Genomic DNA, 15,724 nt, shown 5'->3' with positions numbered 1-15,724 from the left:
TGCTTTTCACCGCGGCCTTCTTTCATGTTCTCAAAAATTACTTATCGTTTTGGTGAGCAGCAATGTAATCCACTACTTCACCGATCGTACTTAATTTCTCTGCTTCAGAATCATCAATTTCGGCCCCGAAGGTATCCTCAATTTCCAAAACGAATTCCACAAAGTCGATTGAGTCAGCATCGAGATCCGTTTTTAAATTTAAATCATCGGTAATCTTGGCACGATCAATGTCAAAGTGATCAGCAACAATTGCTGAGACTTTATCAAAGATTTCATTCTTTTCCATTGCTAAATACCTCTTATATTTTAGAACTATAACTACTTTATTTTACTTTGCTTTTCTTTACTTGTCTACGTTTTCTTCGTTACTAAAGAAATCGACAGTTTGGCCAATCACATCCGTGCTAATCATGGTATGAATTTGCTCGATCGTTTTGGAAACTGCCGTCACATCTGCGGAACCGTGAGCCTTCACTACCGGCGCCTTCAAGCCCAACAGGACGGCACCGCCGTAGACTGAAGGGTTCATCAAGCCACCAATTTTATGAAAGACCGGTTTGAGGAGTAAGTAACCGAGTTTGGCCTGCAAACCGCCATTCAGGATGCCATCTTTAATCAAGGTCAGCATCATCCGGACAGAACCTTCCGTGGCCTTTAAAGCAGCATTCGCGGTCCAACCATCAGAAACGACAACATCCGCCTTACCATGAAGCAGCTCCCCAGCTTCAATGTTACCGACAAAGTTAATGTCTTGTTCCGCCTTTAAATCTTGGTGGACACTCTTGTGAAGTGAATCACCCTTATCCTCTTCAGCCCCGTTATTTAACAAAGCTACCCGCGGGTTTTGAACATTCAAAACGTTTTGCGCATAGAAACGACCAAGGTGAGCAAATTGAACCAAATTTTTCTCCTTTGATTCTGCATTGGCCCCTGAGTCCAAGTACACAAAACCGTGGCCCTGAGTACCAGGTTGCGCAATTGGTAAAACACTAGTCAGGCCGGGGCGATCAATTCCCTTAATCCGCCCGACAATAAAAATACCGGCCGCCAGAATTGCTCCGGTATTCCCAGCCGAGAAGAAGGCATCCGCTTCGCCATCCTTGACCGCTTGTGCAGCCCGGACAATTGAAGAATCCTTTTTCTTACGAATTGCCCGCACTGGTTCCTCACCCATCGCAATTTCTTCCGTCGTGGGCACAATTGTCAGCCGGGTCTGATCCTTAATCAAGGGTTTGACCTTATCCTCATCACCAAATAATAGAAATTCAATATCAGAAAACTGGTTACGGGCCGCTTCGACTCCTTCAATAATAACTTGAGGTGCGTTGTCGCCACCCATTGCATCTACTGCGATTTTCATTCTTTATTCCTCTCTTAATCAAAATGTGTTGTTAGTTCATGTCGTTTCAGGTAATACACAAGTGGCTGATTTTCATCCTTTTCATCCCAACCAGGAGTATTGATCAAATCACCAGCATCGGCACGAGCAATCTGTAAAATTTTTAAATCAGCGACCGGGTCCCCAACTTTAAAGTCTGGGATTCCTGATTGTTTGCTTCCCAAGACATCACCGGACCCCCGTAATTCCAGGTCTCGCTGGGCAACCACAAAGCCATCGGTGGTTTGGACCATTGTTTTCATGCGTCGAACCCCGTCCTCGGTTTTCGGGTCCGCCACTAGTAAACAATAACTCTGGCGTTTTCCACGCCCGACCCGGCCTCGTAATTGGTGTAATTGTGCTAACCCAAAACGATCAGCATCATAGATCAACATTACGGAGGCGTTCGGATTATCGACCCCCACCTCAATTACGGTTGTCGATACCAAGACTTGGAGGTGGTTAGCGTTGAAATCCTTCATCACCTGTTCTTTTTGCTCGTTATCCATCCGGCCATGCAGCAGACCCACCTGGTATTTTGGCGCAAAATATTCCGCAAATTCCTGGTAGAGGTCCGTAGCATTTTGAACATCTAAAGTCTCAGACTGTTCAATCAATGGTGAGACCACATACACTTGAGCCCCCTGCGCCAGCTGTCCTTTTAAAAATTGCAAGGCCTGTTCAGACTGGTTGCCTTTCAACCAGGTCGTTTTGATCGGCTGTCGCCCCGCCGGGAGTTCATCAATGACCGACACGTCCATTTCACCATAGCTGGTGATGGCTAGCGTTCGTGGAATCGGAGTTGCCGTCATGGCTAACACGTCTGGCCACTGGCCCTTCATCCGTAACTGCTGTCGTTGGTGCACCCCGAAACGGTGTTGTTCATCAATAATCGCCAACCCTAAGTTAGCGTACTCCACCTGATCCTGGATCAGGGCATGGGTACCAACAATGAGGTTAATGCTACCATCCTTAATTCCCTGAAGCATCATTTTCTTTTGCTTAGCATTCATCGAACCAGTCAGCAAGCCAATATTGACGTGGGTCCTTTCAAAAACTTTCGCTAATTTTTGAGCGTGCTGGGCCGCCAGGATTTCGGTGGGGGCCATCAATGCGGTTTGAAAACCAGCAATGACGGCTGCATAAATCGCAATCGCCGCAACAATCGTTTTCCCAGACCCAACATCACCTTGCAACAGCCGGTTCATTTGAAACGGACTTCGTAAGTCACGACAGATTTCGTTAACGACCCGCTTTTGTGCCCTCGTCAGCTCAAACGGGATCGTTTTGATGAAGTCCCGCAGTTCGTCATTATTATAAAGGATCTGCTGACCGTCTTTTTGACGATGCGCACGGCGAATGGCTTGCAACCGTAACTGGAAAAGAAAGAATTCCTCATAAACCGCAGTCCGCCGCGCCATTTTAGCAGCTTGGCCATCTACTGGGAAATGGAGGTCGTGAATCATTGTTTTACGATCCAACAATTGATACCGTTGGCGGAAACTAATCGGTAATAATGTTGCAATTACATCGGAATAACTGTTATATGCCACACGAATCAACTTCCGTAACGTGGCTTGATGAACTTGCTTGTTAGCGGGATAAATTGCGCCCATCTCCTGTTGATTATTATTGGAGAGCAATTTAGTTCCCTGAATTTCTTGCCGACCAGCATTCCAGGTTCCCAACACCGTCACATCATGATTGGCAATCACCTGTTTTTTCAAATATGGTTGGTTAAAATAAACCACCTGAACGACATTATGACCGATCATGAGCCGAAAGGCTAACCGGGTTCGCCGGTACCCAAAACGGGACATCATCGGTTCTGACACAATCGTGCCGTGAACCGTTACCTTTTGCTTGTCCACAGCAGTTTCGAGGTTTGTTGGGGCAAAATCATCGTACCGATTGGGAAAGTAGGTCAATAAATCCTCGACGGTCTTGATATTGAGGGTGGCTAGATTGTCAGCCATCTTCGGGCCAACCCCCCGCAAAGCAGTTACCGGATCTTGCAAACTCTTCATGATGTCCCTCCCTTCACTGATAACAAAAGGGGTTGTGAAATAACATCACGCTATTTCCCAACCCACTGCTTGTTATTCTACAGAAATTAAATATGGGTAAACTGGTTGATCCCCTTCATAGACTTGAACATCAAGTTCATCGTCCAGTTCTTCGACTGCTGCTTGTAGTTGATCAGCCACTTCTGCAGAGCCATCTTCACCGAAATAAATCGTAACCACACTGCTGTCTTCATCAAGCATTTGCTTGATCATCTCTTCAGCCGTGGTCTTGACATCGCTACCGGTGTTTGTAATGTCACCATCAACGATGCCAATAAAATCATCCTTCTTGATCTCCACACCATTCACGGTCGTATCCCGCACTGCAGTGGTGACTGAGCCGCTCTTGACGGTGTCAAGAACGTCTTCCATTGCCGCTTGATTTTCTGCCAAACTGTTATCTGGGTTGAAATCAAGAAGGGCTGTCATGGCTTGTGGAATTGTCTTAGTATGAACAACCGCGGTTGGAATGTCGGCAATCTCCTTGGCCTGGTCGGCCGCCATGAAAATATTCCCATTGTCCGGCAAAACAATTGCTTGCTTGGCGCCGCTATTGTTAATAGCATCGGCAATGTCCTGGATACTTGGGTTCATTGTCTGGCCCCCACTAATGATGTGGGTGACTCCCAAACTCTTCAAAAGCTTTTGAAGACCCTCACCAGCCGCCACAGCGATCACGGCCGTCTCTATATCTTGATCGCTAGTTTGCGAAGTCGTTGCCTCAGCAACGGCGGTTTCCTCAGCAGCTTCTTCGTCTTCTTCCATAATTTCTTCTTGTTGCCAGACCATGTTATGAATTTCGATCGTCTGCAAGTCACCAAATTGTTGGCCCCAACTCAAAACTTCACCCGGGTGCTCAGTATGGACGTGAACCCGCACTACTGAATCATCATTAATGACCAGTAAACTGTCACCCATCTTTGCCAAGTGATTGTAGAAAGTATCATAATCAAACTTTTGGGTCACTTGCTTGCCACGGCCGATCCGGACCAACATTTGGGTACAGTAAGTAAATTCAATATCTTTTGGATCGAGCTTGCCTTGCACACTTTGGTGATCAAGGGCGTTAACCATTTCATCGATTTTAGAACTTTCTGGAGCGGCTTGGTCTTCCAAGGTCACTTTGCCAGTCAAAGCTTCCAGGAAGGCATGGAGAACAAAAACAAGCCCTTGGCCACCAGAATCGACAACCCCAACTTCTTTTAAAACGGGCAACAGGTCCGGTGTCTTCTTCAAAGCTGCATCCGCGGCATCACAAATTTGTTCTAAAATTGCGACGATGTCGTCAGTGGATTTCACCGCCTCAAGACCGGCTTGCGCTGATTCCCGAACCACCGTTAAGATCGTCCCTTCGGTCGGCTTCATCACCGCCTTATAGGCAGTTTTAGCACCATTAGCATAAGCGTCCACAAATTCTTGAGCATTCAATTCCTTCTTGTCCTTGCAACCATTCGCAAAGCCACGAAAAATTTGGGATAAGATGACACCGGAGTTTCCCCGAGCCCCCATCAACAGTCCCTTTGAAAGGGCGGCGCTTAAATCACCGACGTTTACGCTCTTTTCACGTTGTTCATATTCGGCACCACTCGACATCGAGGAGGCCATGTTAGTCCCAGTATCGCCATCGGGAACTGGGAACACATTTAATGAATTAATGAATTCAGCGTTTTGTTCCAGCTTTTGTGCCGCTGCCTGAACCATCTTATCAAATTCACGATTTGTTATCTTTGTTACTGCCAAAATAATTCCTCCGCCTCATACTTTAGTCTTCAGAAACGCGGACGCCTTGCACGTTGACATTCACGTCATTTGCGGTAATCCCGAGTAGTGTTTCTAGGTTGTACTTAACCTTTTCCTGGACACTCTTAGAAACTTCGGAAATCTTAATACCATATTCAACAATAATATTAACTTCTACAGCAATACCGTTATCCTGTTGACGGACAACCACTCCTTGGCTGTAATTATCACGTTGCAAAATTTTATTAAAGCCATCCTTTAATGGATTGCGACTAGCCATACCGACAACTCCGTAATTATCAGTAGCCGCACCACCAACTACGGTTGAAATAACGTCGTTGGAAATATCAATCGTACCTGATTGTGTTTTAATCTTCACTGCCATTTTATGGCCTCCTTGTCGTGATTAATGAATTCTTAACTATTTTACCACACTTAGCAACCTGGACAAATTTCCAACCTGTGGTGAGTAAACCCATGAAATAAAAAAAAGCTGCCCAAGGGCAGCTACTTTTTATTTAGTTAACACGAGTAACCTTACCCGACTTCAAAGTACGTGCTGAAACGTAAACCTTCTTTGGCTTACCATTAACTAAAATAGTAGCTTTTTGCAAATTAGGCTTCCAGCTGCGACGAGTTGAGTTAAGGGCGTGGGAACGCTTGTTACCGAAGGTAGTCTTCTTACCAGTAATAAAATCCTTAGCCATGATGGAACCTCCTCTCCTCATCAGTTCTTTCGTGCGCAAATGCGCTGTAACTCACCTAAATAATTTACCATAGCCAACCAGACTTTGCAACAGTTTCTTTCAAGTATTTTTACTTGACACATCAATTTCCGTGCATTTGATCATAACTTTGAATCACCGCAACGATTCCTTTTGTAAAAGAAAAATGATTAATGTCACCAATAAATTCATTACTCGACCACGAAAATGGCAATGTCGAACTGAACTGGTGAAGCGGATATTTTTCATCCGGCAAGGTTAGATTTTCAACGAGCGTCAAATTCACGAACGCCAAGTACCGCATTCGGGGATTTTTGGTCACAGCATACTCTCCTGGCCCATAGTAATCCACCGTATTCTCACGATCAATGAAGCGAATTTTAGTTAGGTAATCCCGGTACGCTGGTTGCAGGGGCATAAACAGGTTAGCCAGTAACTGATCTAGGCGGCCACCAGTCCCTCCAAAAATATTAATCTGCTCGGGGTGATACTCGTCAATTGCTAATCGGGTGCCATACTGGGTATCAGTAACGTCCTTTTCGCTAGGTAATTTACGCACATCGCTAACCTGATGGATGAGTCGTTGTAGTTCTGTCGTGGAGGTAGAATCAAAATCGCCGGCCGCCACCTCAGGGATGATCCCATGTTTTAACAAGTACGTCGCCCCATAATCAATCCCAATCCACGATTCTTGTCGACGACGTTCAATCTCTTGAACTGGAATCTCACTCGCTGGGCCGCCGACCATGATATTGATAGTTTTCATTCCCTACTCCTAACAAAAAGAGCTGGGCTCATCCGCGCCCCGCTCTATTAATTATTTATTTAGTTGCGTCCTTAATGGCGTTAATCCGAGAAACTGGATCGTCAGCACCATAGACGTAAGAACCGGCAACAGCGACCGTTGCACCAGCCTTGTAGCAGTCAACAACCGTTTGGTTATTAACCCCACCGTCAATTTCGATGTCAAAGTCGTAACCCTTGTCCTGCTTGATTTGGTTTAGTTCCGCAATCTTATCAACCGTTTCTGGTAAGAACTTTTGGCCACCAAAACCTGGGTTAACAGTCATCACGAGCACTTGATCAACCATGTGTAATACGGGCTTGATCATTTCAACCGGTGTCCCAGGGTTAATGACTACTTCGGCCTTCACCCCGCCGTTCTTAATGATTTGCAAAGCGCGGTGAATGTGCTGCGTTGCTTCAACTTGGACACCAATAATGTCAGCACCCGCATCAATAAAGTCCGGAATAATGTGTTCAGGATTTTGCACCATTAAGTGAACATCCAGCACCATGTTAGTAATTGGACGAATGGCTTTTACAAAACCAGGGCCAAATGAAATGCTGGGTACAAAACTACCGTCCATAATATCAATGTGTAAGTATTCTGCGCCGCCCTTGTCAACAAGTTCAATGTCCTTTTGCAAGTTGACATAGTCAGCACTCAAAATTGATGGTGCAACTTTAATCATAATCTATTACCTCACTTCAGTATTTTGGTTTTTGGTTTTTAATTAGTTCTTGAAATTGAACATAATTATCATACCTTGACGGCATTATTTTACCATGTTCAACCGCGGTTTTCACTGCACAACCAGGTTCTTTTAAATGCAGACACCCACGGAACTTACACTGGGGTGCTAAAGCCCGCATTTCTGGAAAGAGCTGCGGTAGTTTCTCTTTTGTCATCGTAAAATCTTCATAGGACGAAAATCCTGGGGTATCCGCAATTAACGCCGTACCCACTTGGAGCAGAGTCACCTTCCGGGTTGTATGCCGGCCACGTTTGAGCGCTTGTGAAATCTCCCCCGTCGGCAGGTCCAAATCCGGCGCCAAATGGTTGAGCAACGTTGATTTACCGGCCCCAGTTTGCCCCATCATTGTCACAACCTGATTTGCGAGCCGGGATTTTAAATCCGCCAAATCAGGCTTATTGAACGGTTGACGGTTAAAATAAACTGGATACCCGATGCGTCGGTAACCATCAGCAATCCTTTGGAGCCGCATCAAATCTTCGTCAGCGAGCAAATCCACTTTGGAAAAGAAAATAATCGGGGAAATTTGCTGAGCCTCGAGGGCAATTAGCTGCCGGTCGAGTAGGTTACTAGAAAAAGTTGGTTCACAGGCAGCCGTCACGACAATCGCCGCATCAACGTTCGCCACCAGTGGCCGAACCAATTGATTCCGGCGGGGGTTAATGGCCAGCAAGTAGCCATCTTCAAATTCGACATGGTCCCCCACGAGTGGCTTAATTCCGCGCTTCCGAAAGTTACCACGCGCCCGTGTTCGATGAATCTGACCATCTGACACGATATCGTAAAAGCCGCTTAAAGATTGTTGAATCGTTCCAGTTTGCACAAGTCCCTCCATTTTCTTTGCTAGCCAGTAATGTTGGTAGCACTCATAATCGTTTTACCATTGCGGATCACTTTGTACGCACCCATTTCATGATTACGCAATGTAAATGGGACGTTGATCGTAGTTTCTTGGTTGATCGTAATATCTTGATACTCCATCGTCAGGTTGTGGTAGGCATCAGAAATATAAACCTGAACCCGGTTTTCCTTCTTGCCTCCATTGCCATCAAACGGAATATTGATTTGAATATTAGTAGTCTTTAAATTAGCACCAGTATCCGCTACTTGAACTGTTAAAGTATCGTTTTCAGATAACTTAGAACCCGCCTTTGGCGTTTGACTAATCACGTGGTTAACTGCAATCTTGCTGGATGATTTTTTAGTCACCGTGAGTTGCAAATGATTTTTGTTGGCAAAATTCTGAACTTCATTCAGGTCAACATTCTTGAAATTCGGGATTTTGATTTTCCGTTCACCCTTGCTGACCTTCAGAGTAATGATCTTGTTAGCGGGTTTAACGACACTTCCTGCGGACACATTTTGCTTGATAATTGTGCCCTCGTCCACCTTGTTAGAATACACGGCCACCTTCTTGACCGTAAAACCCTTATTACGGAGTTCACGGGCGGTGTCGGCATAACTTTCGCCAACAAAATCGGCCATTTGATAGCTTTTCACACCACTACTCAACACAATATCAACCGACCGCCCAAAGCGGACCCGTTCGGAACCATCAATGGCGACAATATGGTTTTTCGCCACAACTTTGCTAGTGGTCCGTGTAATGTTACCGACCCGCAGGTGACGCTTAGCCAAAACCTTTTCAGCCTGCGTCGCTGTCATCCCAGTAATATTAGGAACTGTAATCAGCCGGTTAAAGTACCAGCCACAAAAGGCCACTGCAATTACGGCAACAATCACGCCACTGATGATCCACCGCCGGTATTTACCCCTGGATTGAGTCGCGTGGTTTGATGGATGATCGTCATCTTGGGTAGTGTGGTTTTGACCAGGATCGCGCTCAGGTAAAGCTTGATCGGCGGGCTGACTTTCTCGCTGGGCCCGTTTGATCTCATCTAAATTCAGCACCTTGGTTTCGTCATTACAATGATCCTGTTCATGAAATGGTGCTTCATTCTGCCGACTCTCGTCTAATGACGTCCGTAAATCGGCCGCCATTTCTTTCGCACTCGCGTAGCGCTCCTTAGGGTCCTTGGCAGTCGCTTTATAGACGACATTGGCCATTGCTTGAGGAATTTGCGAATTCACTTTGGTAACCGAAGGGATCTGGTCACGGAAGTGCTTTAACGCAATTGAAACGGCGTTTTCACCCTCAAACGGGACCTTACCAGTCAGAAGTTCATACAGAATAATCCCTAATGAATAGATATCTGACTGTTTGGTGGCCACGCTTCCCCGGGCTTGCTCCGGTGATAGATAATGCACTGACCCAACAAGGGTATTGGTCTGCGTTAACGAATTATCAAAGCTCGCGGTCGCGATCCCAAAGTCAGTAATTTTTAAATTTTTATTTTGGTCAATTAAAATATTTTGTGGTTTTAAATCACGGTGAATAATCCCGTGCTCATGGGCCGATTCAACGGCCGACAGCACCTGTTCCATAATATTAAGCACTTGCGGAAGTGGAATTGGGTAATGTTGCGCAATATATTTTTTCAGATCCGTTCCTTCAACGTATTGCATCACCATGTACTGCATCCCATGCTCTTCACCGATATCGTAAACCCCGACGATATTTGGATCATTTAATTGGGTTGCGGCCATTGCCTCACGTTGAAATCGTTTCTTCGTTTGTGGGTCATCACGCAGGTCTAAACGCAATAATTTCACGGAAACGTCGCGATCTAAGACCAAATCATGCGCTAAATATACATTTGCCATCCCGCCTTCACCAAGTGATCGGATTATTTTATACCGATTACCGATGATGTATCCGGGTTTCATAAAACTTATTGCCTCGCTTAATTATTCTGGCTAATCAGTACAGTGACGTTATCCGGTCCACCAGCTTCATTGGCTAAATTAACAAGTTGTTGACACTTTTCTTTTAAAGAAGAGCTTTCGGAAGCCAAAATATTTCTAATCTGCTGATTTGAAACCATCTTGGAAAGTCCATCTGAGCACAATAATACTTGGTCATTATTACCAAGAGGGAAGAGGTTAACATCCACCCGTGCATCATGTGAAATACCAATGGCGCGTGTAATAATGTTATTTTTAGGTGAAGTTCGCGCCGCGTCCTCAGATAAGTCACCATTTTTTACTAATTCATTTACCAAGGAGTGGTCAACCGTAATTTGGGTTAGCATATTATCATGAAAAATATACCCCCGACTGTCACCAATATTGGCCACCACCACTTGGTGCTGGTTCAAAAAGAGTGCGGCCACTAGTGTGGTCCCCATTCCACGGTAAGCCTGATTTTCTTTTGATTTTTTTAAGATAATTGAATTTGCAGCGAGCACCGACTTTTGAAACCACGTTTTGACGTGATCAGCAGTCAATGGTGCTGCCACCATAAAGTCTTGGCCTAATTGATTAATCGCAACCGTTGCGGCGACATCACCGCTCCGGTTACCACCAATTCCATCGGTAACCACCGCTAAAAGCTGGTTGTTACTGCGAAAGACCCGCACACGATCTTGATTTTGTGAGCGCTGTTTCCCAATGTCTGTTTGATAAGCAGTTTTCATGATCTAACTAAATTTTCCTTTACTCGATCCGTTGCAAAGTTCCGATAAAGAAGCCATCGGAACCAAAATCACTCGGTAGAATCGTGAGTGTCTTTTCTGGACGGCCATTTTTAATTGCACGCTTGGTCTGCGTTTTTAGTAAGCGGAACTCTGGATGAGCCTTTAAAAAGGCCACCACCGTTTGTTCATTTTCTTGTTGCAGAATTGTGCACGTGCTATACACCATTATACCGCCTTTTTTTAACTTCGGGGCCATCGCGTTTAAAATTGCTAGCTGAATTTGATGTAACGACTGACTATCCTTTAAAGACTTGTCATAGCGAATCTCCGGTTTACGCCGTAACAGCCCCATTCCAGAACAGGGTGCATCCACCAGAATTTTATCAAAGCTTTGATCCGCGAACTTTTGGTCAACTTGGCGGGCGTCAAGTTGTTCAGCACTGACCCGGTCAGCGAGGTGTAACCGTGCCACATTCCGTTCAATCAATTTGACCTTATGAGCATGAATGTCCATCGCCGTCACGTGTCCCCTTCCCGTCAATTCGGCAGCAATTTGCCCCGTTTTGCCACCGGGAGCCGCACACGCATCCAAGACCTGATCATCACTTGCCAGTTGGAGAGTTTCAACAGCCAGCATCGCACTTTCGTCTTGAACCGTTACCAGTCCCTTTTGAAAAGCTTGACTGGAAAGAACTTTTCCCTTTTCCACTACCAAACCTTCAGCGGCCACTTCACTTGGCCGCACCGTAATTCCTTCCTCAGCAAGTTGCTGAATCACTTCATCAACCGTGGTAAGTGCTAGATTAACCCGGAGACTCATGTGAGCTGGTTCATTGATGGCTTGACCAATTTGCTCCACTGCGGGTTGACCATATTGGGTAATTAATTCTCCAACCAACCATTGTGGTAGACTCCACTGAATTGACAGCCGTTCGATAGGATCAGTGACCTCTTCGATAGATCGGGGGCCTTGACGTAAAAAGGTGTGCAACACACCAGTAACAAATTTTCGTGTTCCAATATTGCCACGGGTCTTCGCGATCTTAATCGCTTCATCAGTGACTGCCCAATCTGGCACGCGGTCCAGGTAGCGATACTGGTAAAACGACATCAAGAATAACGTTTTGACCCAGCTTTGGGGTTCTTTACGTACCAGTGGTGCCAACCAGTATTCCAGTGTCAGTTTGTGTTGGAGCACCCCATAAACTAATGTGGTTACCAAGCGCTTATCTGCATCTTGGAGCTCACTATGCCGTAAAGTTTCATTTAACTGTAAATTAGAATAAGACCCCCGTTGGAGAACCTTATCAAGGGTTGATAAGGCCAGATAGCGGGGGCTATTTTGAATTTCTTTATTCATTAGTAATTGCCTGTACTCCTGGTTGTAAATCTTGGTGACCGTTTAGATAGGCGGTAATGTCCATCAGCGGTTTACCAGCCGGTTTAAGCCGGTTAATTTTATAAGTTGTCCCTTCACCACCAGAGATGATCAGCCCGTGTTTTTCAACGCGGACGACCTTCCCCGGCTCAAGTGACGTTGATTCGTCTAATGGGGTAATATCATAAATCTTCGTCCGTAAACCATCAAGAATCATGTTACCAATTGGTGCCGGACGTAGTCCCCGCACTAGGTTATCAATTTGGTCTGCTGGCAAAGTATAGTCAATCCGTTCTTGCTCAGCAGTAATGTTCGGTGAAAACACCACCTGATCTTCATCCTGAGCAATCGGGCGAACTCGCCCGGCAATCAAATCCGGTAAGGTCGCCATCAAAAGATCACGGCCAACAATACTTAATTTTTCAAACATCGTGCCGGAGTCATCCTCTTTCGTAATGGGAATCGCCCGTTGCGCAATGATATCGCCGGCATCCATCTTTTTAACCATGTACATAATGGTGACACCGGTCTCAGCATCACCATTCATCACCGCGTACTGAATTGGGGCTCCACCACGATACTTCGGTAACAGTGAACCATGCACGTTAATCGCCGCAATTTGCGCCGCATTTAACATCTTGGTCGGTAAAAATTGGCCATAAGCAGCAGTGATCATTAGGTCTGGTTGCAAAGCAATCACTTCCGCCATTTCGTCACTACCACTCAACTTAGCTGGTTGTAGCACGCGGATGTCGTTTTCTACCGTTAATTTTTTTACTGGTGAGGGTGTCAAGACGTGCTTACGTCCCTTTGGCCGGTCCGGTTGCGTCAAAACTGCTTGGACGTCATAATCAGGGTCACTGATTAAGGCCTGTAAAATTGGTACCGCAAAATCTGGGGTACCCATAAATACTACTGATGTCATTATTAATCCCCTTTTTATAAGAAGTACTGCGGATCTGGATCAATGGCCAATTCCGCACCACGTTGATATTTAGTTTGTGAATTTTGCATTATTTGTGTCAGAAGCTGGTGCAATTTCGGATCGCGGCGATACTTAATCACAATTTGGTAGTAATAACGGTTCTTCATTCGCGCAATCGCCCGTGGCGTCGGTCCTAAAATAATTGTGTCATCAGCAAGCTGATCACCAAGTTCCTGTCTTATATCATACATCATTTTAGCCGCCACTTGTTCATCTTCATGGCTGCCCATTAGTCGAACTGTATAGTAATACGGTGGATAGCTCGCCATTTGCCGCCACTGCATTTCAGTATTAAAGAATCGTTGGTAATCATGTTGTTGAACTAAACGAATCACGTAATTATCCGGATTAAACGTCTGGATAAAGACCTGCCCCATTTTGTTTGCCCGACCGGCACGCCCACTGACCTGTGAAAGGAGGTCAAAGGTTCGTTCACTTGCCCGAAAATCTGGCAAATCGAGGCCGGTATCCGCGTTCAGCACCCCGACTAAGGTAACGTTTGGAAAGTCTAATCCCTTGGCAATCATTTGGGTCCCCAGTAGGATATCAGCTTGACCACTGCCAAATTGTTGTAATAGTTTTTCATGCATTCCCTTCCGGCGTGTCGTATCAACGTCCATTCGAATCACCCGGGCATCCGGAAATAGCCGGTCGAGCTCTGCAGCAACCTTCTCAGTTCCAGTCCCATAATAACGAATTCGCCGACTCTGACAATTCGGGCAAACCTGGGGAATTGGTTCTTCATGACCGCAATAGTGGCACTTCATGGTATGGGTGGCCAGGTGCATCGTTAATGAAATATCACAGTTTGGGCACTTGAGGACAAAACCGCAGTCCCGACACATAATGAAGGACGAAAATCCCCGCCGGTTTAACATTAAAATACTCTGTTCTTTTTTTACCAACCGCTCTTGAATGGCACCTAATAATTCTTGGGAAAAATTCGTTTCGCCTCGTTGTTGAATTTCTGGTCGCATATCAACAACCTTGATTGGTGGTAAGGGGCGCTGATTAACCCGGTGCGGTAATTGCAAAAGTTGGTAATTACCAGCCATTGCTCGTGCATAACTTTCTAAGCTCGGAGTCGCTGAACCCAGTAATAATGGAGCGTGGTGGTAACGAGACCGCCACTTAGCGACATCTCGCGCATGGTAACGTGGGCTATCGTCCTGCTTATAACTAGTTTCATGCTCCTCATCCATAATGATGATGCCGAGATTTTGTAAAGGTGCAAACACTGCAGAGCGGGCACCAACAACTACCCGGGCTTCACCGCGTTCTATCCGTCGCCATTCATCATAACGTTCGCCAGCAGAAAGGCCAGAATGAAGGACGGCCACTTGTTCGCCAAACCGGGTGCGTACCCGGCCAACAATTTGGGGTGTTAGTGAGATTTCAGGCACCATTAAAAGAGCCGTTTTACCTTGCTTAAGGGCTTGCGCCATTGCCTGGAGGTACACCTCGGTTTTTCCACTACCGGTTACCCCCTGCAATAAAAAGGTGGTTGCTTGGCTAGAAGTAATCGACTGGTTAACCTTCCTTAGCGCGACAGTTTGATCATCATTTAGCGCTAATGGTTGACGAGCAGCCTGCTCAGTTAATTCCGCTCCAACAGGTTGCCGATAAGTCTCCGCTTCCCGTTTTGTAAGCCACCCTTTCTTGGCAGCCTGCGTAAATATGGCGGTACTTAGCCCCGTCGCTGCTTTCGCTTGTTGGAGCGACACTTCTTGGCCGTTGATTGCCTGGAGGTAAGTCAGCAATTGACGCTGAGCAGTGGCATTCTTTCGAATGGACTGCAGGAGTTCAGCATATTGAGCAACAGACAACGCTGGTGCGAGCTTAGTAATTGTCTTGACCTTAGCCCGATCATTAACACGATATTCAAATTGCACCTGACCATTCCGCCGAAGTTTCAATAACCGACTGACGAGTGCCGGTTGGTCTTGCACCTCAGCAAAGTCCAACTCAGTTGCGCCATGGAAAAGCGTTTGACGGTCTTGATCACTAAGGTTATCGCCAATGGTCACAACCCGTTGCGCCTTCGCTTTCAGCATGTTAGGCAACATTGTGTACAAACACGAAATCCAAAAAGCATAAGTATGGTCAGCTAACCACCGACTCAATTCCAGCATTTCTGCATTAATCACGGGACGCAAATCCATTAAAGCCGTAATCAGTTTTAAATTACCAGCGTAATCGGCCGGTTGATCCAAGCCAACAATAAAGCCTTGCACTTGCCGAGTTCCCTTACCAAAGGGCACCACGACCCGCATGCCAACTTGCACTTGGCGTTCTAAATGTTCAGGAATTTGATACGTATACGGCCGATTAGTTTGTAATGTCGGCACATCAACAATCACTTGCGCTAATTCAGCCAT

The 15,724-nt window shown here is 45.9% G+C and carries 14 protein-coding genes; all 14 read right to left on the bottom strand.

Annotated elements, in window-relative coordinates; translation table 11 throughout:
- Positions 1-37 precede the first annotated feature (37 nt).
- The gene (acpP, locus tag NFR43_RS02795) at positions 38-286 is read right to left on the bottom strand and encodes an acyl carrier protein (RefSeq protein WP_251546298.1); all 249 of its coding nucleotides are present in this window, start codon (positions 284-286) and stop codon (positions 38-40) included.
- 57 nt (positions 287-343) lie between these two features.
- Positions 344-1,360 (bottom strand): phosphate acyltransferase PlsX, encoded by a 1,017-nt coding sequence (plsX, locus tag NFR43_RS02790; RefSeq protein WP_251546296.1) that lies wholly within the window; start codon positions 1,358-1,360, stop codon positions 344-346.
- A 14-nt stretch (positions 1,361-1,374) separates the two neighbouring features.
- The gene (gene recG / locus NFR43_RS02785; protein WP_251546294.1) at positions 1,375-3,405 is read right to left on the bottom strand and encodes an ATP-dependent DNA helicase RecG; all 2,031 of its coding nucleotides are present in this window, start codon (positions 3,403-3,405) and stop codon (positions 1,375-1,377) included.
- Positions 3,406-3,477: 72 nt separating this feature from the next.
- Positions 3,478-5,184, bottom strand: a complete 1,707-nt coding sequence (locus NFR43_RS02780) for a DAK2 domain-containing protein (protein ID WP_251546292.1) — start codon at positions 5,182-5,184, stop codon at positions 3,478-3,480.
- Positions 5,185-5,206: 22 nt separating this feature from the next.
- The gene (locus NFR43_RS02775) at positions 5,207-5,569 is read right to left on the bottom strand and encodes an Asp23/Gls24 family envelope stress response protein (RefSeq protein ID WP_251546290.1); all 363 of its coding nucleotides are present in this window, start codon (positions 5,567-5,569) and stop codon (positions 5,207-5,209) included.
- A 133-nt stretch (positions 5,570-5,702) separates the two neighbouring features.
- Positions 5,703-5,891: a 50S ribosomal protein L28 gene (gene rpmB, locus NFR43_RS02770; protein WP_251546288.1), complete on the bottom strand. Its 189-nt coding sequence runs from the start codon at positions 5,889-5,891 to the stop codon at positions 5,703-5,705.
- Positions 5,892-6,012: 121 nt separating this feature from the next.
- Complete coding sequence (locus NFR43_RS02765) at positions 6,013-6,675, bottom strand: thiamine diphosphokinase (RefSeq protein WP_251546286.1); 663 nt, start codon at positions 6,673-6,675, stop codon at positions 6,013-6,015.
- A gap of 55 nt (positions 6,676-6,730) precedes the next feature.
- Positions 6,731-7,384, bottom strand: coding sequence for a ribulose-phosphate 3-epimerase (gene rpe, locus NFR43_RS02760; RefSeq protein WP_251546284.1), 654 nt, complete (start codon positions 7,382-7,384; stop codon positions 6,731-6,733).
- Between the two features lie 16 nt (positions 7,385-7,400).
- The gene (gene rsgA, locus NFR43_RS02755) at positions 7,401-8,270 is read right to left on the bottom strand and encodes a ribosome small subunit-dependent GTPase A (RefSeq protein ID WP_251546282.1); all 870 of its coding nucleotides are present in this window, start codon (positions 8,268-8,270) and stop codon (positions 7,401-7,403) included.
- A gap of 20 nt (positions 8,271-8,290) precedes the next feature.
- The gene (pknB, locus tag NFR43_RS02750; protein ID WP_251546280.1) at positions 8,291-10,234 is read right to left on the bottom strand and encodes a Stk1 family PASTA domain-containing Ser/Thr kinase; all 1,944 of its coding nucleotides are present in this window, start codon (positions 10,232-10,234) and stop codon (positions 8,291-8,293) included.
- 17 nt (positions 10,235-10,251) lie between these two features.
- Positions 10,252-10,983, bottom strand: a complete 732-nt coding sequence (locus tag NFR43_RS02745) for a Stp1/IreP family PP2C-type Ser/Thr phosphatase (RefSeq protein WP_251546278.1) — start codon at positions 10,981-10,983, stop codon at positions 10,252-10,254.
- Positions 10,984-11,002: 19 nt separating this feature from the next.
- Positions 11,003-12,343, bottom strand: coding sequence for a 16S rRNA (cytosine(967)-C(5))-methyltransferase RsmB (gene rsmB / locus NFR43_RS02740; protein WP_251546276.1), 1,341 nt, complete (start codon positions 12,341-12,343; stop codon positions 11,003-11,005).
- Entirely contained in the window at positions 12,336-13,286 is a 951-nt protein-coding gene (gene fmt, locus NFR43_RS02735; protein ID WP_251546274.1) for a methionyl-tRNA formyltransferase, read from the bottom strand. The genes rsmB and fmt overlap by 8 nt, the downstream gene beginning before the upstream one ends.
- A 14-nt stretch (positions 13,287-13,300) precedes the next feature.
- A complete protein-coding gene (gene priA / locus NFR43_RS02730) occupies positions 13,301-15,724 on the bottom strand; it encodes a primosomal protein N' (RefSeq protein ID WP_251546272.1) in 2,424 nt (807 codons plus the stop codon).

The organism is Limosilactobacillus caecicola (genome assembly GCF_943192935.1).
In the GTDB taxonomy this organism is placed as follows: Bacteria; Bacillota; Bacilli; order Lactobacillales; family Lactobacillaceae; genus Limosilactobacillus; species Limosilactobacillus caecicola.
This window is presented reverse-complemented; position numbering and strand designations above follow the sequence as displayed.